We start from the raw sequence: 21,108 nt of genomic DNA, 5'->3' as shown, positions 1-21,108 counted from the left end.
CCGATCCAGCCCCCCGAGCGCGGAACGCTTTCCTTTACAGGCCCCGTCATTATATCATCATGCCAGATACGCCCCGCCTGCCATAAAGGGCCCCAGATGAAGCCAGACGCCAGCCCCGTAACGCTTGCCCCCGTCGCCCGGCGCAAACTCTCGGATTCCGTGGTCGAGCAGCTGCGCGAGATGATCGCCTCGGGCCAGCTGCGCCCCGGCGACGCCCTGCCCTCCGAGCGCGAAATGATGGCCCGCATGGGCGTCGGCCGCCCCGCCGTGCGTGAGGCGCTGCAGCAGCTGCATACCCAGGGGCTGATCACCATCTCTCATGGCGAGCGCAGCCGCGTCAATGCGCTGAACCCAGACCTTGCTCTGCATCAGATCGGTGACATCGCCACCCTGCTGATCGCTGCTGAGCCGGGCAATCTGGGTCATCTGCGCGAGGCGCGGCGGCTCTTTGAAACCGGGCTTGCCCGGCTGATCACCGAGAAAACCACCCCCTCCGACATCACGCGTCTGCGGGCCCTGATCGCGGTGCAACGCGCGGCACTTGGCGATACCCCGGCCTTCATGCGGGCCGATATCGACTTTCACACAGCTCTTGCCGGGATCCTCGGCAATCCGGTGATCACCGCGCTGTCACATGCGATGCTGGGCTGGCTGTTCAAACATCACAACACCCTGCTGCACTGGTCCGGCCATGAGACCACAACCCTTGCCGAACATGAGGCGATCACCGACGCGCTGGCGGCAGGTGACGGCGACCGCGCCGCCGCGATGATGGAAAAGCACCTCACCCGCTCAGAACGTCTTTACCCCCAGGCCTGACGCTTTCTCTCTCTGACGCCCCCGGCCGACGCGTCTAACGCGCCCCCCAGGTGTCAGACAGCCGATAGCCGCCGGGCCAGGGGTCCGACGGATCCAGCATATGCTGATGGATGCCCGTCACCCAGCCGCGCCCGGAAATCTCGGGCCGGATAGCGGGTGTCCCCGCCAGATCGGTGGTGCCCAGGATCCGCCCCCGAAACTCTGACCCGATCAGCGATACCGCCGTCAGCCGGTCCGCCTCGCTCATCTGCCCACGCGCATGCAGCACCGCCATCCGCGCCGACAGCGCTGTCCCCGTCGGCGAGCGGTCTACCTTGCCCGGCCGGATCGCCACCGCAGCCCCGGCACGCAGTTCATTGCCCTGGCGCGTCACTTCGCCTGCGAAAAGACAAAAGGAATAATGCCTCCAGTCCGGGTTGGTCGGGTGCCGAAAGCCCAGCTGCGCCGTCGCCGCATCCGAGATCTTCACGCCCAGCTTCGCAATATCATGCGCCTCATCCGGGGTCAGCGCGAAGCCAAGCGCTTTGGCATCGACAAAGACGAAACTGTCGCCGCCCCAGGCCGTGTCGACGGTCAAACTGCCCAGGCCCTCAACCTCCAGCTGCGCATCCAGCCGCTCGGCGAAAGAGGGCAGGTTCTCGACAAAGATCCGCTCGGCCTTGCCATTGCGGCATTCGGCGCGGATATTGACCAGCCCGCCCGGCGCCTCCAGCACCATATGCGTTTCCGGCTCGACCATCGGGATGATGCCGCCATCCAGCAGCACCGTCGCCACACAGATCGAGTTCGAGCCCGACATCGGCGGCGTGTCCTCAGGTTCCATGATGATGAAAGCCGCATCGGCACGCGGATCAACGGGCGGCACCAACAGGTTCACATGGCGAAACACCCCGCCCCTCGGCTCATTCAGCACGAAATTGCGCAGCGTCTGATCTGCCGCGATCCAGCGCGACTGCGCCCAGAGCGTGTCACCGGGCGGCGGGCGCACGCCCCCCACGATCACATCGCCCACCTCGCCCTCGGCATGGGCAGAAATGACATGGATGGTCTTGCTTGAACGCATCTGAACCTCAAAAAAGCCAGATCATGAAAGCCAGAACGGCAGGGTTTTCGCAGCCCGCCCGGTGACAGCCGCGCGGGCACAAACCGCCAGGCTGTCAAAGCGGATCTGCCGCCCCGACAGCCCCGGCCCGTAATGGGCGTATTTGCCGGAATTGGTCATCAAAGTGCGGGTTCCGGGCGGAAAGACCGGCTCGGAAATAGAGCACCAGCACAGATCGGGCAGAATCTGCACACCCGCCGCCTCCAGCCGGGCAAATGTGCCCTCGGCCTCCAAATCGGCGATGATCTGGCGCCCGGCGGTGATGATCGTCGGGATAGAAACCGCCGCACCATTCAGCGCATCGGCAAAAGCGCGGCACTCTTCGACCGAGGCATGCGGGCTGCCAATCGCCACCAGGTCGATCTCTTCGCCGCCCTGGTTCAGCTCGCGCCATGCGCGGATGAAATCGGCGCGGGTGATCTCGGCATGATCGGCATCCGGCGCAACCAGATGCGCCTCAGGCGTCACCCCTGCCACATGCAGCATAGGCGCCGCCGAGGTGGTGCCAAAGGCCGCGCAAAGCGCCTGCAACTGCGCCCGCGAGGCCGCATCCAGACCGCGCAACACCGGGATACGATCCGGGGCCGCGCGACCTGCCAGCCAGCCCAGCAAGGGCCAGAACAAGTCATCCGCGCCAGCGGGCGTGGCCACTTCGATCACACGCCGCGCCATGCGGTTTTCGTCGAGACAGACCCCCGCCAAAGGGGCCCGCCCGGTCATGGCGATGAACAGATCAAGGAAATCCGGATGCTTGGCGGTGCGCGCCCCCAGCACTGAATTGGCAAAGATCACCGCATTGCTTTCAGACCAGGCAATCGCCTCACCCTCGCCCGGCGCGGTCTCAAGCAGATAGGGTGCACAGGTAAAGCTCGGCCGGCATCCCATCTGCACATAGGCATCCGCCAGTCGTTGCGCCGGCCCGCCGAAAAGATCAGGCACGCCCTGCTGACGCCAGTTCTCGCGGTCAACCGAGATCGCATTCATCGTCGTCGGGATCCGCACCCTGGCCCCCATCGCGGCCATTTTCGCAGCAAAGGTCAGATTGGCCGGGCTGGCGTAGATACAGCCGTCAATATGGCCCTGGCTCACATCGATCAGCTGCCCGGCCCCCTGGTTCTTCGCCATGGCAACCAGCACCCGCATCGCCTGCGAAACGGCCTCACCCTCCGCGCCGTCCAGCATCGCGTGATCTGCCGCCGTCAGCGCCAGCTCTGCCGCCGCCGCAGGGGCGACCGGCAGGGTCCAGGCGGGGGCCTCGATGGCCCCTGCCTGGACAGCCACCTCCTGCAGGCTGCCGAGCGCGGCAAAAGCCGCCTCGTCCAGCCGCAGGACAGGCAGCGCCACGCCAAACATCTCTGCCGCGATCATCGCGCCCAGCGTCACCACATCTTCGGGCTCACGAAAGATCAGCGCCGCAGGGGCCAGCCCGTTCAGCGCCATATCCAGAAGCACCCCCGATCCGGTGCAGGATCCCCGCGTCCCGGGCATCACCAGAACCCGGCCCGCAAGGGTCTCGCCATGCAAGGGATGATGCGCGTCAATCACCTTTGAGGTCGCCGGATCAACGCCGCCCCAAAAGCTCAGCGGCTCATCCGTGGCCAGCACGCGGCCCTTCGCCTCGCCGCCCAGGATGAACCGCGCTTCCATTATTTCACCACGAAACCATGGGCATAGGGATCACGTTCATCAATGAAGATCGTATTGATCCCGGTCTGCCGCGCCCAGCCGCCAATCGAGGGAATGATCGCCGATTTCCCCGGCACCGCGTCAGACGTCGCCTCGATCCGGCCCTTGAAGATCGAGCCGATGATGCTTTCGTGCCAAAACTCATCGCCAACGCTCAGCTTGCCCTTGGCCGCCAGCTGCGCCATCCGCGCCGATGTCCCCGTCCCGCAGGGCGAGCGGTCAATCGCCTTGTCGCCGTAGAACACAGCGTTGCGGGCATGGGCGCCCTCAACCGTCGGACCCCCGGTCCACAGGATATGCGACAGCCCGTTGATCCGCGCGTCACCCGGATGCACGAATTCATATTTCTCATTCAGCGCCGCGCGCAGCTTCGGGGAAAACCCGATCAGCTCTCCGGCGGTGAAATCGGCCATATCGCGGAAATTCTTCTGCGGCTCGACGATGGCATAGAAATTGCCGCCATAGGCCACATCGACGACGATCTCGCCCAGACCCTCAACCTCAGCCGTCAGCCCTTCGGCATAAAGGAAGCCCGGCACATTGGTCAGCCGCACCTCTTCGACGAAACGGCCCTCCTGGCGGTAAGAGATATCGACCTTGCCCGCAGGCGCATCAATCGACAGGCGGCCGGGCGAGCGCGGCTGGATCAGCCCGTTCTCGATCCCCATCGTGATGGTGCCGATGGTCCCGTGCCCGCACATCGGCAGACAGCCCGAGGTCTCGATGAACAAAACCGCCACATCGCAATCCTCGCGGGTCGGCGGATAGAGGATCGAACCCGACATCATGTCATGACCGCGCGGCTCGAACATCAGCCCGGTGCGGATCCAGTCGAACTCGCGCAGGAAATGGGCGCGTTTCTCCAGCATATCCTTGCCGATCAGGCGCGGCCCGCCGCCCGAGACCAGACGCACCGGATTGCCGCAGGTATGCCCGTCGAGGCAGGAGAAGGTATGAACACTCATCGTTTGAGCCCTCAGAAACGTTGCGGAGAAAAGGCAGATATGTCGATGGCGGGCGGGGTGCCAGTCACAAGGTCGGCAACCAGCCGCGCCGTGCCCGCCGATTGCGTCAGACCCAGATGGCCGTGACCAAAGGCATGGATCACGCGGGCCGAATTTTTCGAGCGCCCGATCGCAGGCAGGCTGTCAGGCAGCGACGGGCGAAAGCCCATCCATTGCACCCCGCCGCCGGTTTTCAGCCCCGGCAGGAAGGTGGCGGCCTTTTTCAGCATCGCTTCCGAGCGTTTGAAATTTGCGGGCCGCGACAGCCCGCCCAGCTCGACCGCGCCGCCGACCCGGATGCCGGTAGACAGCCGCGTGACCACGAAACCATGGCCGCCAAAGGTCACCTGCGTTTTCAGATCAAAGGCGCCCGGCGGCAGGGTGGTGTTATAGCCGCGTTCGGTTTCCAGCGGGATATGATCGCCGACCGAGCGGGCGATCAGATGCGAATGCGCCCCCGCCGCCAGCACGACATGCCCGGCGTGGCGGATCGCGGCATGTGAAAGCACCTCGACGCCCTCGGTCAAAGCCCGCAGCCCGGTGACCTCGGCGCGTTCAATCACCCCGCCATTGGCGGCAAAACGCTCGGCCAGCGCCAGGGTGTAAAGTTTGGGGTCAGAGATCGAGAACCAGCCCGGCGTAAAGGTGCCATGGGTGAAGCGATCCGCCAGACCGGGCTGGACCGCCGCCATCTCTGCCGCATCCATATGCTGGAATTCGATGCCATGTTCGGCCCGCGCCTGCCAGCCGGGCAGGCTTGCCTCCAGCTCGGCGCGGCTTTCATAGACCTGCAGATTGCCCTTCTTTTCCAGCATCAGACTGGTGCCGGACAGGGCCAGAAACGGCTCCAGCTCGGCCTTTGACAGATCCATCAGCGCGGTCTGTGCCACCGTCGAATGCCTGACCCGCGCGGGCGAGCAGGCCCGCCAGAAACGAAACATCCAGGGCGCGATTTTCAGCGCATATCCCGGCGGCACCGACAAGGGCCCCAGCGGATCCAGCAGCCATTTCGGGGCCTTCTTCAGGATCCCGGGGCTGGCCAGCGGCAGAATATCGGTAAAGGCAAAGGCCCCCGCATTTCCGGCCGAGGCCCCGGCCGCCGGCCCCTCACGGTCCAGCACCGTGACCCGCAGACCGCGGGCCTGAATCGCAAGCGCCGCGGAAAGACCCACGACGCCTGCCCCGATGACAATCACATCGGTTTCGTTTTTCATGTCAGATCAGCCTTAATGGGTGGCAGCGAGGAACTTTTGCAGCTCGGGCGTTTTGGGCGCGCCGAACAGCTCTTCAGGGGGTGCGATCTCGGCCATGATGCCCTGGTGGAAGAAGGCCACGCGGTCGGAAACCTCACGCGCGAATTTCATCTCATGGGTGACGCAGATCATCGTCATGCCCTCGGATGCCAGCATCCGCAGCGTATCGAGCACCTCACCCACCAGCATCGGGTCCAGCGCCGAGGTCACCTCGTCAAAGAGCATATATTCCGGCCCCATCGCCAGCGCCCGGGCAATCGCCATCCGCTGCTGCTGACCGCCGGAAAGACGGTTCGGATAGACCGAGAGCTTTTCGCCCAGACCCACGTGTTTCAGCTGTTTCTCAGCTTCGGCCTCGGCCTCGGCTTTGGAACGGCCCAACACCTTGCGCGGGGCCAGCATGACGTTTTCCAAAACCGTCAGATGCGGGAAGGCATTCCATTGCTGGAACACGATGCCGATCTTCTGGCGCAGCTTGTTGAGGTTGGTCGATTTCGCGTGAACCTCGACCCCGTCAACAAGGATTTTGCCGGAATCGATCGGCTCCAGCCCGTTGATACAGGTCAGAAGCGTCGATTTCCCCGAACCCGATCCCCCGATAACCGTCAGAACCTCGCCCTTGGCCACCGTCAGGTCGATGCCTTTCAGCACTTCCAGCGGGCCAAAGCTTTTGCGGACTTTTTGAATCTCAATCATTGGACCACCGTTTTTCAAGATAAGCGCCGAAACGGGCAATGGGGAAGCTGATCACGAAATAAAACACGCCGCAAAGCAGCAAGAGGAACAGGGGCTCTTGCAGGCGGGTGATCAGATCCTTGGTCGATTTCATCAGCTCTGAGACATTGACCACATAGATCAGCGCCGAATCCTTCATCACCCCAAGCGAAAGGCCGATCCAGGACGGCAGCGCCACACGGCTTGCCAGCGGCAGCGCGATATAGCGCATATCCTGCGCCCAGCTCAGCCCCAGCGAACGCGCGCCGCGCCGCGTATTGGCGGGAACCGCCTCAAGCGCACCACGCACGATTTCCGCGCAATAGGCGGCCGTATAAAGCGAAAGCACACCGCAGGCGACGGAAAACCCCGAGACCCGCAGCTTCAGCACCGCCGTCACAAAAGCAAAGGCCAGCGACAACTGGATCAGAAGCGGCACCGAGCGGCACACATCCAGCACGAAAGTCACAGGTGCGGCCCACCATGGCCCGACCTGAAAGCGGAAGATGCCGCAGATCACCCCGATCACCGTTCCAATCGCAACCGAGATGGCGGTGACAAGCAGCGTCATCCCGGCGCCCTGGACCAGCATCCAGAAGTCCTTGGCAGTCATGGCTGTATCAATCATGTCCCGCCCCCCTCAATATCTGAACAGCCGGGCTGCAATCAGCCGGGCAGAGAGCGTGATCACCTTGGTCATCACATAGAAAATGACGGCCGCGATGGCGAACATCTCGAAGGTGCGGAAATTGATCTTCACCAGGTTGTTGGTGACGCCAAAGAGGTCAGAGTTCATCGAGATCACCGCGCCAAGCGAGGTCATCAGGATCGCCCAGACAAACTGGTTGGTCATCGGCAGGAACGAAATCCGCAGCATCTGCGGCATCACCACATAGACAAAGGACTGCGGCGCCGACATGCCCAGGGATCGCGCCGAGCGGGTCTGGGTCTCGGGGATCGCCTTCAGCGCACCACGGAAATTCTCATGCAGGTAGCCGGCATTGTTGAAGGTGATCCCGCCAAGCAGCGCGATATAGGGCGAAAGCCGCAGATCGACCGCAAAGCCAAGATTGGGCTGGGTCCAGCCAGTGATCAGGATGCCAAGCCCGGCAAGCCCGAAGAAAGCCATATAGATCTGGAACAGCGCCGGCGTATTGCGGGCAACCTCGACCCAGACAGTTGTGATGCCTTTCAGGACCGGATTGCCTGAAAGGCGAAAGGCGGTCAGCAAAATGGCAAAGAAGATCCCAAGGATCATCGAAAGCACGGCGACCTCTAAGGTTACCAGCGCCCCGGCCAGCATATCAGGCAGCGATTGGAACGCCTGATTCCAGCGAAAGCTGTAGTTGAACATATCCGCCTCTCGGTCTTTGAACGGAGAAGCGGCGCGAAGGATGTCCTTCGCGCCGCCGCATCGGCGGATGGATCAGCGATAAACGCCGGGGATGGTCAGGTTTGCGGGAACGCCCTCGCCAACCCATTTCTTGTAAAGCTCGGCATAGCGGCCGGTGCGGACCTGCTGGTTGATGAAGAGGTTCATATAGTTGATCAGACCATATTCCTCACGCAGCGTCACCAGGGCGACATAGTCCGGCACCATCGGCGCCTTGTCGACAACCTTGATGTCACCGAAGTTTCCGCTCGCAACGTTGGCATTCGCCACTTCCATGGTGCCGACGGTCGCATCCAGCTGGCCCTGGCTCAGCGCAAGGAACACGTCAGCCTGGCTCTCAAACGGACGGAACTCGCCCTCGCCCCATGCCTTGACCTGACCTTCCAGCCAGATTGCCTCATAGGTGCCAGCGGTCGCGCCGACCACTTTGCCCTTCATGTCCTCCCAGGAGGCCATTTCCAGACCCGGGCGGGCGACAACGGCATTCTCAAACGCATAGTAAGGGATCGAGACGCCAACGGTCTTGGCGCGCTCCAGCGTGTCCGAGGTCGAAGCCACGGCCACATCAACGCGGCCCGACATCAGCGCAGGGATACGCTCAGGGAAGGTGGTCTCGACGATCTCGGCGGTGACGCCCAGGGTCGCAGCCAGGTCGTTGCAATAGTCAACGTCAAAGCCGATCGGGTTGTTGTCTGCGTCCTTCGAGCCCATGGGGGGGAAGTCCAGCACGACTGCACAACGAAGCGTGCCCGAGGCGATGATGTCGTCGAGTTTGTCGGCCATAGCCGGGCCAGCGAAGGCGGTCGCAGCCGCCACGCCAAAAGCGAGGACTTTGGATTTCATGCAGGCTCTCCCTGAGCTGTTCTTGCTGTTGATTCACGTAACACCACTATCATAGGTGATCCCTCTCGACGCAAATCAAAAATACAATTAGTATACAAGAACCCTGCCGCGCCGCTGATTGGAAGGCAAAATGGCTGCGTTTTCTGCTGATTTAGCCATATTTCCCGCACATACAGGAAAGGGGGCGCTAAGTTGCGCGTTTCTCAGCTGCTCAGAGGCCGGTATTCCTGTGACACGCCATGCAAACCTGTGCAGGGCGGCGAAACCGATTCCCGGCAGAGCAAAGCCCTGCCGCCCGCAAACCCCGCCAGCCCCTGGCTCTGGCACGACAAAACGGCCCTGAACCGGCCCTGCCACCACAAACGGAGATCCCGATGACACCCTCACCCCTTGCGCCCCTGACGACCGATGCGCTTTTCGGGCGTATTGAAGCGATCTTTCGCCGCGCGGGCATGAATGAGGTCCAGGCCGGGGCCATGGCACGCGTGCTGACTGCAGGCGAACGCGATCATTGCAAATCGCATGGGATTTACCGCATCGAGGGCACTTTGCGCACCGTGAAGGCGGGCAAGGTCAACCCCCAGGCGGTGCCGGTGCTCAGCCCCGATGACGGCAGCGCATTGGTGCGGGTCGATGCCCGGGGCGGCTTCGCCAATGCCGCCTTTGAACTCGGTCTGCCAGAGCTGGCCGCGCGTGCCAGGCGGCTGGGCATGGCGGCCATGGTGATCAATGATTGCACCCATCTGGCCGCACTCTGGCCCGAGGTCGAGGCCGTCACCGCCCATGGCCTCGCGGCGATGGTGATGTGCCCCAGCTATGCAACAGTCGCGCCCACCGGCGGTACCGACCCGCTCTTGGGCACCAATCCCTTCGCCTTTGGCTGGCCGCGCCGGGACAGCGACCCCTATGTCTTCGACTTCGCAACATCGGTCGCGGCACGCGGCGAGGTCGAACTGCATCGCCGTGCCGGAAAGCCCCTGCCCGAAGGCTGGGCCCTGGACGCGGATGGCAACCCAACCACCGATCCCGAGGCCGCGCTTGCGGGCGCGATGCTGCCCTTTGGCGGCCATAAGGGCTCGGCAATCTCAACCATGATCGAGCTGCTTGCGGGCATCATGATCGGCGATCTGACCAGCCCCGAAGTGCTGGACTATCTGGGCACCACCACCCTTGCCCCCCGCCACGGCGAGCTGATCCTGGCCTTCTCGCCCGGGGCATTTGCCAAAGGCCGCCCCGGCGATCCCTTTGCCCGCGCAGAGGCTTTGTTCGAAGCGATTATCGGCCAGGGCGCCCGCCTGCCCTCGCAGCGCCGGTTCAAAGCCCGTGCAGCATCTGTTGCAGAAGGTATCACACTCAGCGCTGAGGAAACCGCACAACTTGATCGCTTCCTTGTCAGCGGTCTGGATGCGATCTGAGCCTGCCCCATGGCGCCGCCCTTTACCCCGCCGGATGCCTCCGGCGGGGATATTTAAGGACAGATGAATAATCATGCCCTCTTTTCATCTGTCTCTAAATATCCCGGGGGTGAGCGGCGTAGCCGCGAGGGGGCAGCGCCCCCCTTACCCGCCTGCAAAAGAAAAAGGCTCTCCGCACCGGGAGAGCCTTTTATGTGAAGTCGGCCTGATCGGGATCAGACGAGGTAGGGTTTCACCTCAGCCTGTTGCGACCATTCGCCATACCAGGTGTCGAACAGCTTCAGCTGCGCCTCGATGAACCCGGCCTGCGACGGTGACAGACGATCATCTTCGTTGAAATGCAGCGCATATTCGGCGTCGCCCTTCAGCACCATCATATGTTTGAAGAACAGCACCAGATCCGGGCCGCCATCGACGCGGGCCAGTTCGTAGAATGCGGTATCCAGCTCTTTCGCGAGGCGGCGGGCCTTGAAGTCGCCTTTCGCTGCGGCCTTGCACAGATTGCCCAGCGTCAGGATCTCGCGCGGCAGCACGCAGCCGATGCCGGTTATCGCGCCCACTGCGCCCGCATTGACATAGCCGTGGAACACCGAGGTATCGATGCCGATCATCAGCGTCACTTCGTCATCTGCCGAGGTGATATGTTCCGCTGCATAGGTCAGCGCCGCGTCGCCGCCGAACTCTTTGAAGCCGATCAGGTTCGGATGCTCGGCGCGCAGCGCGAAGAAGAGATCCGCCTTGGTTTCGAACCCGTAATAGGGGCTGTTATAGATCACGGCGGGCAGCTTCGGCGCGGCTGCGAGGATCGCTTTGAAATGCGCTTTTTGTGCTGCCGGAACCGAGCCGCGCGACAGAACGCGCGGGATCACCATCAGACCATGCGCGCCAACCTTCGCGGCATGGGCCGCCAGTGCCACGGCCGATGCGGTATTGATCGCGCCGGTGCCGACGATGACCTTCACACCTGCCTGGACCAGACGCTCGACGCCTTCCATACGCTGTGCATCGGTCAGCAGCGGCCAGTCACCCATCGAGCCGCAATAGACCACGGCAGACATGCCAAGCGAAACCAGCTCTTTGGCCTTTTTCACCAGCGCGTCGAAATCGGGGCTGCGGTCTGCCTTGCAGGGCGTCATCAAAGCCGGGATCGTTCCGGTGAAAATCGTGCTCATCTCTGGGCTCCTGTTGCTGGCCGCGGAATAGGAATGCGGCTCGAATCTGATTGTCTTTTCCCAGTATAGAGTTTGTATTTTATTTGTCGACATAATTTCCGCCGAAATGAAAGCGCCCCGGCAAAGAGCCGCCTGCACCTTCAGATAGCGATGTCGTGGCGGCGGTCGCGGGTGACCGCTTTCTGGATCTGGTGGATGATCTGATCGGCATGGGCGCGGGCGATCTGATCGGCCGCCGCGATGTCGCGGGCGGCGATTGCTGTGACCATCTGCTCATGCTCGCGCAGCCATTGCGCGGGCATATCGCCCTCAAAGCTGCTGTAATAGTAAAGCCGCAAGAGCCTGCGCCCCTCATCCAGCAGCCGGTTGAACAGGGTCAGGTAATAGCGGTTGCGGCCGGCCTCGGCGATGGCCTGGTGAAATTCGCGGTTGGTGGCGATCATGCCGATTTCGTCATGGGCGGCGCAACGCTCTTCATAGGCCTGCTGAAAGCGGCGGATCCGGGTCAGATCTTCGGGCGTGTGGTATTCCGCAGCCAGCCGCGTGGTGACGCGATACATCAGCGTCAGCGCGTCGAAAAACGTGTGCAGATTGGCAAAGTCGATCTGCGACACCATGGTCGAGCGGTTCGGCAGCGTGTCGATCAGCCCCTCGGCCGCCAGCCGCACCAGCGCCTCGCGGATGGGGGTGCGTGACATGCCGAAGCGTTCCGCCAGCTGGATTTCGTCGACGATCGAGCCTGGCGGCAGTTCAAGATCCAGGATCTGGTCGCGCAACAGCTCATAGACCATGCGCACGCCCGAGCCACGCTTGCGGTCAGGGGTCGCGGGCGTTTCGCTGGCGGTCATGACGGGTCCCTTTCATGTCGACAAAAGGAATACGTCACGAATTTTGCGCAATCAACTGCCGCTGTGCAGGGATGCGCAATCAGGCCGCTGAAAGCCGCGCATAGCGCCCGCCACTGCCTGCAAGTTCAGCATGGGTGCCGACCTCGGTGATACGCCCCTCTTCCATCACGATGATGCGGTCGGCATCGCGGATGGTGGCCAGGCGGTGCGCGATCACCAGCGTGGTGCGGCCCTCAGCCAGACGCTCCAGGGCTGCCTGGATCTCACGCTCGGTCTCGGTATCAAGGGCCGAGGTCGCCTCGTCAAGGATCAGGATCGGCGGGTTTTTCAGGAAGACCCGCGCGATGGCGACACGCTGTTTCTGCCCGCCCGACAGCATGACGCCGCGCTCGCCCACAATGGTATCCAGGCCCTGGGGCAGGCGTTCGATCATCTCTGTCAGCTGGGCATGTTCTGCGGCCTGAAGGATCTCGGTCTCGCTCGCGTCAAGGCGGCCATAGGCGATATTCTCGCGCAGGGTTCCGCCGAAAAGATAGACATCCTGGCTGACGATGCCGATCTGACGGCGCAGGCTCTCCAGCGTGAAGCCGGTGATATCATGGCCGTCCAGCGTGATCGTGCCCGAGGTGGGTTCATAGAACCGCGGCAAAAGCGCCAGAAGCGAGGTCTTGCCCGCGCCAGAGGGGCCGACGAAGGCCAGCGTCTCGCCGGGGCGCACGTCGAAGCTGATGCCCTGCAAAACCGGGCGGCTGGCATCATAGCCGAAATTCACCGCGTCAAAGCGCATCGCGCCGGAAAGCGCGGGCGCGGGGCGTGCATTGGGACGGTCTGCGATATCGGGCTGGGTCGCCAGAAGCTCCTGGTAACGGCGAAAACCGGCGATGCCTTTGGGATAGGTTTCCAGCACGGCGGCGATCTTTTCCAGCGGACGGAAGAAGACCGACGACAACAGCAGGAAGCCGACAAAGCCGCCCGCCGTCAGGCTGCCCGAAAGCACATAGCCCGCGCCCGCGACCATGATCAGCACCTGCACGCCGCGCATACCGATATAGTTCAGCGCCTGGCTTGCGGCCATGATCTTATAGGCATCCAGTTTCGTCTTGCGATACATCGCATTGTCATGGGCGAAGCGGGCCTTCTCGTGCTCTTCATTGCCGAAGGCCTGGACCACGCGGATGCCGCCGACGTTTTCCTCCATCCGGACGTTGAAATTCGCCACGCGGGAATAGATCGCCCGCCAGGTCGCCGTCATCCGCCCGCCAAAGACGGAAACCACCAGCACCGCCACCGGAACGATCACCGCCGTCATGATCGCCAGCGGCACATGCAGCCAGAGCATCAGCCCGAATGCGCCGATAAAGGTCATGATGGCGATGAACAGATCCTCGGGGCCGTGATGCGCGACCTCGCCGATTTCTTCCAGATCGCGGGTCACGCGGCTGACCAGGTGCCCGGTGCGCGATTTGTCAAAATAGCTCCAGGAGAGTTTCTGGATATGATCGAAGGCGCGGCGGCGCATCTCTGTCTCGATATTGATGCCCAGCATATGGCCCCAATAGGTAACCACCGCCATCAGGACGGTATTGATCAGGTAGATCCCCATCAGCGCCGCTGCCGCCATCAGCGTCAGCGACCAGTTTCCCGCAGGCAGCAGCACGTCGATAAAGCCGCGCACCGCCAGCGGGAAAGCCAGTTCCAGCAGGCCCGAGATCACCGCACAGCCGAAATCCACCCAGAACAGCACCTTCCAGGGGCGGTAATAAGAGAAGAAATCGCGCAGCATGGTTCACTCCGGCTAAGGCAGGTCTCGCGGGGGGCGGGGCGGCACAAGATACAGAAGGCTTTGCCGCAGGCCCAGGCCAACAGGGACTGAACCTGCCGGGCCAAATGGTCAAGGGGGATCAGCCTGGGTTGTCACCCCGTCAGCGGCACTGCCGCCGACATGGCCGACAGGATTACCGCCTCTCCCTCAGTCAGACGCGGGCCGCCCATCTGGTCGACCTGGATCTCTGAGCCCTGGCAATCGACCCAATAGGTCAGATCATGGCCACGAAACTCGACCAGGGTGATGCGGCCCTGCGGCACCTCATCGGGGCGGGCGGCGCGGATTGCGATGGTTTCGGGCCGCAGAGACAGCCGGACCCGGTCCTGCGGTGCCTGGCCTTGCGGCCCTTGCGCGGCCGACTGCAGGGGTACGCGGCCCAGCACCGTCTGGCATTCTGCGCCCTGCACCTGGCCAGTGATCAGATTGGTGCGGCCCAGAAATCCCGCGACAAAGGCATTGGCCGGGCGGTCATAGACCTCACAGGCGGGGCCGATCTGCAAAAGCTGCCCGTCGCGCATGACGGCCACGCGATCGGCAAAGCTGAGCGCCTCTTCCTGGTCATGGGTGACAAAGATGATGCCGGTGCCGCTGGCCTTCAGAAGCGCCCTGATCTCGCGGCGGGTGCGGGCCCGCAGACTGGCATCAAGGTTGGAAAACGGCTCATCCAGCAAGATCACCCCCGGCCCTGCCGCGAAACTGCGCGCCAGCGCGACGCGCTGCTGCTGCCCACCCGACAGCTGATCGGGAAAACGTGCGCCCAGCTCGCCCAGGCCGACCATCTCAAGGAAGCGCTGCGCCGTAGCGGGCTGGCGGTCCGCTGCCCCGAACTGCACATTCTGCGCCGCCGTCAGATGCGGGAAGAGCGCGTAGTCCTGGAACACCATGCCGATGCCGCGCTTTTCCGGCGGCAGGGCGGTGATCTCGCGGCCCTGCAGGTGGATCTCGCCCGCATCCGGCGCGTCAAAACCCGCGATCATCCGCAGCGTCGTGGTCTTGCCGCAGCCCGAAGGGCCGATCAGCGCGAGGATCTCGCCCGCGCCCAGATCCAGCGACAGATCCGCCACCGCCGGGCGCGGGCTGTCGGGGAACTGACGGCGCAGGTGGCGCAGGGACAAAAGGGCACTCATGGGAGGGGTTGCTCCGTTCTGGACGGGTCGGGTTTTCCGGGCGCTGGCGGGCTGCGGCGGCCCTGGCCCTCATATTTCAGGATCAGCCCGACAAACAGCGCCGAGAACAGGATGATCACCAGCGCGAAGGGGGCGGCCTCGGCCATCATCCCCTCAACCGTGCGGGCGAAAACCGTGGTTGAAAGGCTGCGCCAGCCGGTCGGCCCCAGCATCCAGGTCAGTGGCAGCTCTTTGACGACAGCGATGAAAACCAGCAGCGCCGCCGCGATCACCGGCCCGCGCAGCCGCGGCAGCGTAACCAGCCGGAATGCGGTCACGGGGCCACGCCCCAGCGATCGCGCCGCCTCTTCGGGGCGGGTGCCCGCCTGCATCAGCCCCATCCGCAAGGGCCCAAGCGCCAGTGCAAGGAAGGTCATCACCCAGGCAAAGATCAGCACCGCATGGGTCTGATAAAGGAACGGCACCAGCGCCAGCGTGAAAAACACCATCGCAAGGCCAAAGGCCAAAGGCGGGGTTGCATAGCCCAGCCAGGCCAGCCGCTCGGCCAGCGCAGGCAGGCGCCCCGGCCAGCGCAGGCTAAGGATGACCAAAGGCAGCGCCAGCGCAACCGTCAGCACCGCCACCACCGAGGCCGAAAGGCCCGAGTTCAGCGCGGCCTGCCCCAGCATGGCCCAATCCATCGCCTCAACCCCGCGCCGCATCCAATGCGCCAGCACCAGCAGCGGCAAGCCAAGCGAGGCGAAAACCACCAGCGCCACCGCGCCCCAGGCAGGCCATGCCCAAAGCCCCAGCCGCAGCGGATGATGCTGCCGCGCAACGCCCGGGCCCAGGCGGGCAAAGCGGCGATTGCGGCTTAACCTGCTTTGCGCCCAAAGCGCCAGCACGGTCAGGGCCAGCAGCATCAAAGACAGCCAGGCAGCATAGCTGCGGTCAAAAGCACCCGCATATTGGGTGTAGATCGCGTAGGAAAAAACCTCATAGCGCATCAGCGCAATCGCGCCGAAATCGCCGATCACATAAAGCCCAACGATCAGCCAGGACGACATAAGCGCCGGCCAAAGCTGCGGCAGAACCACCTGGCGAAAGACCTGCCCCCGCGAGCGCCCAAGGCTGCGCGCGGTTTCCTCAAGCCCCGGATCCATCCCCCGCAAAGCAGCCCGCAAGCCAAGGAAAATATAGGGGAATGTATAAAGCGCCAGCGCAAGCCCCGCCCCCCACAGCCCATGCAAAGGCGGCAGGCTGATGCCCAGCCAGACCCGCGCAAAACCGTAATAGCCCGACAGCCCCAGCAGCGCATAGGCCATCACATAGCCCGGCACCGCCAGCGGCATGGTCATCAGGAAGGTGACCAGCCCCCGCGCCCGCAGATCGCTGCGCGTGACCAGCCAGGCCATCGGCAGCGCGATGGCCGTGCCAATCGCCAGCACCACCGCAACCAGCGCCAGGGTATTTCCCAAAAGCCACAGATTGCGCGGGCGAAAGACAATCCCGGCCAGCTGCGCGGCCTCGACATCAAAGGCGCGGATCAGCAGGTAAAGCGCGGGCAGGCAGGTGCCGAACCCCACCACCAGCGCCGCCAGCAGCAGCAAAAGCGGCGGACGGGACCGATGCCCCGCCCGCCTGGTTTTCGCAAAAGCCGTCAAGTTCAGAGCAGCCCGGCCTCACGCAGCAAGGCCAGCGTGCCTTCCAGATCGCCGATCTGGTTCACATCGACTTTGGGGCTGATTTCCTGCACTTCTTCCAGGCTTTCCAGCGTCGCATGCGGGATCACGCCTTTGACGACCGGATATTCATAGCCCTGCAGGGTGATATATTGCTGGGCGGCGGGCGACAGCAGGTAATCGACGAATTTCTGCGCGTTTTCCTTGTTGTCAGAGACCTCGACGATCCCGGTCCCTGCGACCAGCACAAGGTTGCCAATGTCTCCGGCCTCGAAATGGGCCTGATCAACCGGGAACTCGGCGTCTTTCGCGGTATAGCGGCCCAGGTAGTAATTGTTCACCAGACCGAAATCGACTTCGCCCGCAGCGATGGCCTCAATCTGGGTGCCGTTGTTTCTGTAAACTTTGGCGTCATTGGCGATCATCCCATCGACCCAGGCTTTGGCAGCATCGTCGCCATGCACCAGCCGGAAGCCGGTGACAAAGGCCTGAAACCCGCCATTGGTCGGCGCCCAGGCGACGCGGCCTTTGTATTTCGCATCGGTCAGATCGGTGATTTTTGCGGGCAGGTCGCCTGCCTCAACACGCTCGGTCGAATAGACCAGCACCCGGGTCCGCCCCGAGGTGGCAACCCATTTGTTCGACGGATCGCGGAAGACCTCAAGCACGCTTTCATTGGTCGCCGCAGGCAGTTCGGCGAAAAGCGGTGCCAGCGCACCAAGCGCACCCGCATCCTGCGCCCAGAAAAGATCAGCCGGGCTGTTCGCGCCCTCTTCCTGCAGCAGGGCCGCCATTTCCGAGGTCGACCCATAACGCACTTCGGTCTTGATGCCGGTATCGGCCTCGAACTGGGCGATCAGCGGGGCAACCAATGCCTCGCCACGGCCGGAATAGATGGTCAGCGTATCCGCCGCCGCCATAGAGCCCATGCCAAAAAGAAGCGCAAAGCCAGTCGCCAGTTTGCCGGTCAATGATGTCATTGTAATGCCGTCTCCGTCTTTCAGCCCCGCCAGCCACGCGACATGCGCAGCGGGATGGGCCAGGCGGGCCCGGTAACTGTCTGACCCGGGCACATTAATTGTCGCAAATTGTCTTAGCACCATTCCCGACAATTATCATCAGTAATCTTTTCCCAATCAGCCATGTTCACAGATCTGTTACCCCGGGCAGCCTTTGCGACCGCCGGGATCTGTGTCGAAACATAAGATGATCGGTCAGCCCAGTGCCAGCCAGGCGGCCTGGCCCGGGGCCTCGGCGATGATCAGCCGGGCCGTGGCTGCAGGATGGCTGTCTGGCAGGCTGTCTGGCAGGCTGGCGGCAAAGCCGCCCGGCACCGGGCTGGTGGCAAGGGGCACCCCATTCGCGCAAAGCCGGATCTCTGGCGCGTCAGTCTCAATCAAAAGCCGCGTCCCGTCCGTGTCTGATAGCTGCAGCGAAAGCTTCGTGCATTGCCCCGGCAAGGCAGGCGGCGTCGGCAGCTCTGGCACGCGCGGCGGCGGGCCTGATGGCGGTGTCAGCGCCTCAAACCCCGCAGCCAGCGCCAAAAGTGCGCTGTCATCCCAGGCGCGGCCCGCGAAGGTCAGCCCGCCCGGCATGCCGATATCCGCCATGATCCCCATCGGCACTGTCACCGTCGGCACCCCCAGATGCCGGACCGCCAGATTGCCATTGGCGACCCAGGTGCCATTCCTCCAGGCCAGATCGGCCGAGGCCGGGTTCACATCGGCATCCGCCGGGCCAATATCGGCCAACGCCGGGAAGATCACCGCATCAAGGCCAAGCGCCGCCATCCAGTCTTCCAGATCGCGTTTGCGGGTTTCCTCCAGCCCCTGAAAACCCTCTTCCAGATGCGGGATGGCGCGAAAATCCGTCACCGGATGGGCGCGGGCATGGGCCGGGTAATCGGCAATGTCATCGCCAAAGCCGGTATAGCGGTCCGGCAGCGCCCCGGCTGGCTGCGGGAAGATCTGCGCCCCGTCAACCTGGGCCAGACGGTTCAGCGCCGGATCGCCATTCGCGGCCAGAAAATCATCCCAGGCCCAGACCGAGAGATCGACAATCTCGCGCCGCAGATAGTCGGGCGAGACAAGGCCTCGGGTCTGGATCTTCGGCGCGCCCGCGCGGTCGCCCTCATAATTCGAGACCAGCGGGAAATCGGTCACCACCACCTCGGCCCCGGCCTCACGCAGCCGCGCCACCGCGGCATTGACCAGCGCCAGCATTGAGGGGCGCGTCTCAATCCGCTGCCCGGTTGGGCCGCCGATGCCAGGCGCCTCACCCGTGCCCGCCTGGCTGTCCTGGTTGATATACATCGCCGGCAGGCCAAAACGCTTGCCCGCAAGCGAGCCGCCCGCAAGCGCCTGATAGGATGCGGGCCGCACCTCTGAGGCCAGCGGGATCGGAACCCAATCCTGCATCCGCCACAGATCGCCACGTGTTCGCGTGTCGTCAGCAACGATCACGTCGAGCACCTCAAACATATCGGCCATGCTGCGGGTATGGGGCACCACCACATCCATCGTCGGCACCAGCGGCCAGTTGCCCCGCACCGAGATCACACCGCGCGACGGCGTATAGGCGCAAAGCGCATTGTTCGCGGCGGGGGCACGCCCCGAGGACCAGGTTTCCTCACCCAGCCCAAAAGCCGCAAAGCCCGCCGAGGTGGCGCTGCCCGATCCATTTGAAGAGCCGCTGGCGAAGGCCGCCGTCAGATAATCCCCATTCCAGGGCGATTCCGCCCGCCCGTAAAGCCCGCGCTGCATGCCGCCATTGGCCATCGGCGGCATATTGGTCAGCCCGATCAGCACCGCCCCCGCCGCCCGCAGGCGTTCAATGGCGAAAGCATCCTCGGTGGCGACCAGATCGCGGAAAGCGGGCGAGCCCGCCGCGACGGTCAACCCTTTGACCTTATAGCTGTTCTTCGCGGTATAGGGGATGCCGTCCAGCGGCCCGAGGCTTTGGCCCGCCGCGCGCCGCAGATCCGAGGCGCGGGCCTCTTCAAACATCGCCGGATTAAGCACGGGGATCGCATTCAGCCGGGGGCCGGCCAGATCATATGCCGCGATGCGCCTCAGATAAGCCGCGGTCAGCGCGAGCGAGGTCGTCTGACCCGCCTCAAGCGCCTGGCGCAGATCTTTGATGCTTGCGGTGGTCAGCCTCAGGCGCGGTTTCATGCACGGGGCTTTGGCTGGTGCTGGGTGATGCAATGCACGCCGCCGCCCCGGGCAAAGATCTCGCGGGCATCAACGGTGACGACCTTGCGGCCCGGATAGGCCTCAGCCAGGATTGCGGCGGCGCGGGCATCGGCTTTCTCCTCGCCAAAGCCGCAGGCGATCACCGCGCCATTGATGGTCAGATGGTTGATATAGCTCCAGTCATTGAAGCCATGCGCATCGGTCAGGGTTTCGGGCGCGGGCACCGGAATGATCTGCAGTTTGCGGCCCTTTGCATCCGTCTCAGCCTCGAGAATAGCGCGGATCTTTTGCATCACCGCATGATCCGGGTGGCCCGGATTTTGCTGATCATGCAGCAAGACCACGCCCGGCGCGGCGAAGGTGGCCACGATATCGACATGGCCGCGGGTGCCGAATTCCCAGTAATCCCCGGTCAACCCCTGGGGCAGCCAGATCACCTTTTTCGCGCCCAGCGTGCGGGCGAATTCAGCCTCAACCCGCGCCTTGTCGGCATGGGGGTTGCGGTCAGGATCCAGCTGCACGGTCTCGGTCGCAAATACCGTGCCCTCACCATCGACATGGATACCGCCGCCCTCATTGACCAAAAGGGATGAGACCACGGGCACCCCCGCCAGCCCGGCGATGAACTGCGCAAGGCCACGGTCATTTTGCCATTCCGCCGGATCGGGGCTGCCCCAGGCGTTGAAAATCCAGTCCACCGCCGCGATCTGGCCCGCCGCATCCTGCACAAAAGTCGGACCGGAATCGCGGGTCCAGAAATGCTCCAGCGGGCGCTCGATCAGCTGAACCGCACTGCCGAGCATATTCTTCGCCCGCACCATTTCAGTCGGATCAACGATCATCGTCACCGGCTGAAATTCGGCAATCGCCAGCGCCACATCGGCCCAGGCGCGATAGCCCGCCTCACGCCCCGAGGTGCCCGCGCCCAAAGTGGCCCCCTCACGCGGGAAGGCCATCCAGATCCGGTCCTGGGGGGCGGTTTCGGCGGGCATGAACCAGGTCATCGGCTGTCTCCTGTGGCATCTTCTGAGCATCTCTCGCCGCAATCAGAT

Annotated in this window: 18 protein-coding genes; 2 read left to right on the top strand and 16 right to left on the bottom strand. The window is 63.6% G+C overall.

Annotated features, from left to right (window positions below; translation table 11 throughout):
* Positions 1–96: 96 nt before the first annotated feature.
* A complete protein-coding gene (gene nanR, locus HOY34_RS13990; RefSeq protein ID WP_172363894.1) occupies positions 97–819 on the top strand; it encodes a transcriptional regulator NanR in 723 nt (240 codons plus the stop codon).
* 34 nt (positions 820–853) lie between these two features.
* Here nanR and HOY34_RS13985 read toward each other — a convergent pair whose 3' ends face one another.
* The 8 genes from HOY34_RS13985 to HOY34_RS13950 all read right to left on the bottom strand — a co-directional run bounded on the left by HOY34_RS13985 (position 854) and on the right by HOY34_RS13950 (position 8,814).
* Positions 854–1,882, bottom strand: coding sequence for a trans-3-hydroxy-L-proline dehydratase (locus HOY34_RS13985; protein ID WP_172363892.1), 1,029 nt, complete (start codon positions 1,880–1,882; stop codon positions 854–856).
* A 21-nt stretch (positions 1,883–1,903) separates the two neighbouring features.
* Entirely contained in the window at positions 1,904–3,568 is a 1,665-nt protein-coding gene (gene lhpI / locus HOY34_RS13980) for a cis-3-hydroxy-L-proline dehydratase (RefSeq protein ID WP_172363890.1), read from the bottom strand.
* The gene (locus tag HOY34_RS13975; RefSeq protein ID WP_172363888.1) at positions 3,568–4,572 is read right to left on the bottom strand and encodes a 4-hydroxyproline epimerase; all 1,005 of its coding nucleotides are present in this window, start codon (positions 4,570–4,572) and stop codon (positions 3,568–3,570) included. Before HOY34_RS13975 ends, lhpI begins: the two co-directional genes overlap by 1 nt.
* 11 nt (positions 4,573–4,583) lie before the next feature.
* Positions 4,584–5,825, bottom strand: a complete 1,242-nt coding sequence (locus HOY34_RS13970; protein ID WP_172363886.1) for an NAD(P)/FAD-dependent oxidoreductase — start codon at positions 5,823–5,825, stop codon at positions 4,584–4,586.
* 12 nt (positions 5,826–5,837) lie between these two features.
* Positions 5,838–6,560: an amino acid ABC transporter ATP-binding protein gene (locus HOY34_RS13965; RefSeq protein WP_172363885.1), complete on the bottom strand. Its 723-nt coding sequence runs from the start codon at positions 6,558–6,560 to the stop codon at positions 5,838–5,840.
* Complete coding sequence (locus HOY34_RS13960) at positions 6,553–7,206, bottom strand: amino acid ABC transporter permease (protein WP_172363883.1); 654 nt, start codon at positions 7,204–7,206, stop codon at positions 6,553–6,555. Before HOY34_RS13960 ends, HOY34_RS13965 begins: the two co-directional genes overlap by 8 nt.
* Positions 7,207–7,218: 12 nt before the next feature.
* Positions 7,219–7,932, bottom strand: coding sequence for an amino acid ABC transporter permease (locus HOY34_RS13955; RefSeq protein ID WP_172363881.1), 714 nt, complete (start codon positions 7,930–7,932; stop codon positions 7,219–7,221).
* A gap of 72 nt (positions 7,933–8,004) precedes the next feature.
* Positions 8,005–8,814 (bottom strand): transporter substrate-binding domain-containing protein, encoded by an 810-nt coding sequence (locus HOY34_RS13950; protein ID WP_172363879.1) that lies wholly within the window; start codon positions 8,812–8,814, stop codon positions 8,005–8,007.
* A 374-nt stretch (positions 8,815–9,188) separates the two neighbouring features.
* Here HOY34_RS13950 and HOY34_RS13945 point away from each other — a divergent pair, with 374 nt between their 5' ends.
* Complete coding sequence (locus tag HOY34_RS13945; RefSeq protein WP_172363877.1) at positions 9,189–10,229, top strand: Ldh family oxidoreductase; 1,041 nt, start codon at positions 9,189–9,191, stop codon at positions 10,227–10,229.
* A gap of 215 nt (positions 10,230–10,444) precedes the next feature.
* On the opposite strand, the gene HOY34_RS13940 is transcribed toward HOY34_RS13945, so the two are convergent.
* The 8 genes from HOY34_RS13940 to HOY34_RS13905 all read right to left on the bottom strand — a co-directional run bounded on the left by HOY34_RS13940 (position 10,445) and on the right by HOY34_RS13905 (position 21,060).
* A complete protein-coding gene (locus HOY34_RS13940) occupies positions 10,445–11,401 on the bottom strand; it encodes a dihydrodipicolinate synthase family protein (protein ID WP_172363875.1) in 957 nt (318 codons plus the stop codon).
* A gap of 140 nt (positions 11,402–11,541) precedes the next feature.
* Positions 11,542–12,249 (bottom strand): GntR family transcriptional regulator, encoded by a 708-nt coding sequence (locus HOY34_RS13935; RefSeq protein ID WP_172363873.1) that lies wholly within the window; start codon positions 12,247–12,249, stop codon positions 11,542–11,544.
* 79 nt (positions 12,250–12,328) lie between these two features.
* A complete protein-coding gene (locus HOY34_RS13930; RefSeq protein ID WP_172363871.1) occupies positions 12,329–14,032 on the bottom strand; it encodes an ABC transporter ATP-binding protein in 1,704 nt (567 codons plus the stop codon).
* A 131-nt stretch (positions 14,033–14,163) separates the two neighbouring features.
* Positions 14,164–15,201: an ABC transporter ATP-binding protein gene (locus HOY34_RS13925; RefSeq protein ID WP_172363869.1), complete on the bottom strand. Its 1,038-nt coding sequence runs from the start codon at positions 15,199–15,201 to the stop codon at positions 14,164–14,166.
* Complete coding sequence (locus HOY34_RS13920; protein ID WP_253944467.1) at positions 15,198–16,844, bottom strand: ABC transporter permease; 1,647 nt, start codon at positions 16,842–16,844, stop codon at positions 15,198–15,200. Before HOY34_RS13920 ends, HOY34_RS13925 begins: the two co-directional genes overlap by 4 nt.
* Positions 16,845–16,846: 2 nt before the next feature.
* On the bottom strand, positions 16,847–17,842 hold the full coding sequence (locus HOY34_RS13915) for an iron ABC transporter substrate-binding protein (protein ID WP_172363867.1): 996 nt from the start codon (positions 17,840–17,842) through the stop codon (positions 16,847–16,849).
* Between the two features lie 234 nt (positions 17,843–18,076).
* Entirely contained in the window at positions 18,077–20,035 is a 1,959-nt protein-coding gene (locus tag HOY34_RS13910; protein ID WP_172363866.1) for an amidase, read from the bottom strand.
* Positions 20,032–21,060 (bottom strand): agmatine deiminase family protein, encoded by a 1,029-nt coding sequence (locus HOY34_RS13905; protein ID WP_172363864.1) that lies wholly within the window; start codon positions 21,058–21,060, stop codon positions 20,032–20,034. Before HOY34_RS13905 ends, HOY34_RS13910 begins: the two co-directional genes overlap by 4 nt.
* Positions 21,061–21,108: the final 48 nt, after the last annotated feature.

The sequence above is a fragment of the Pseudogemmobacter hezensis genome (assembly GCF_013155295.1).
Classification (GTDB): Bacteria; Pseudomonadota; Alphaproteobacteria; order Rhodobacterales; family Rhodobacteraceae; genus Pseudogemmobacter; species Pseudogemmobacter hezensis.
Note: the sequence above shows the minus strand (reverse complement) of the source record. Positions and strands in the feature narration are given on the sequence as shown.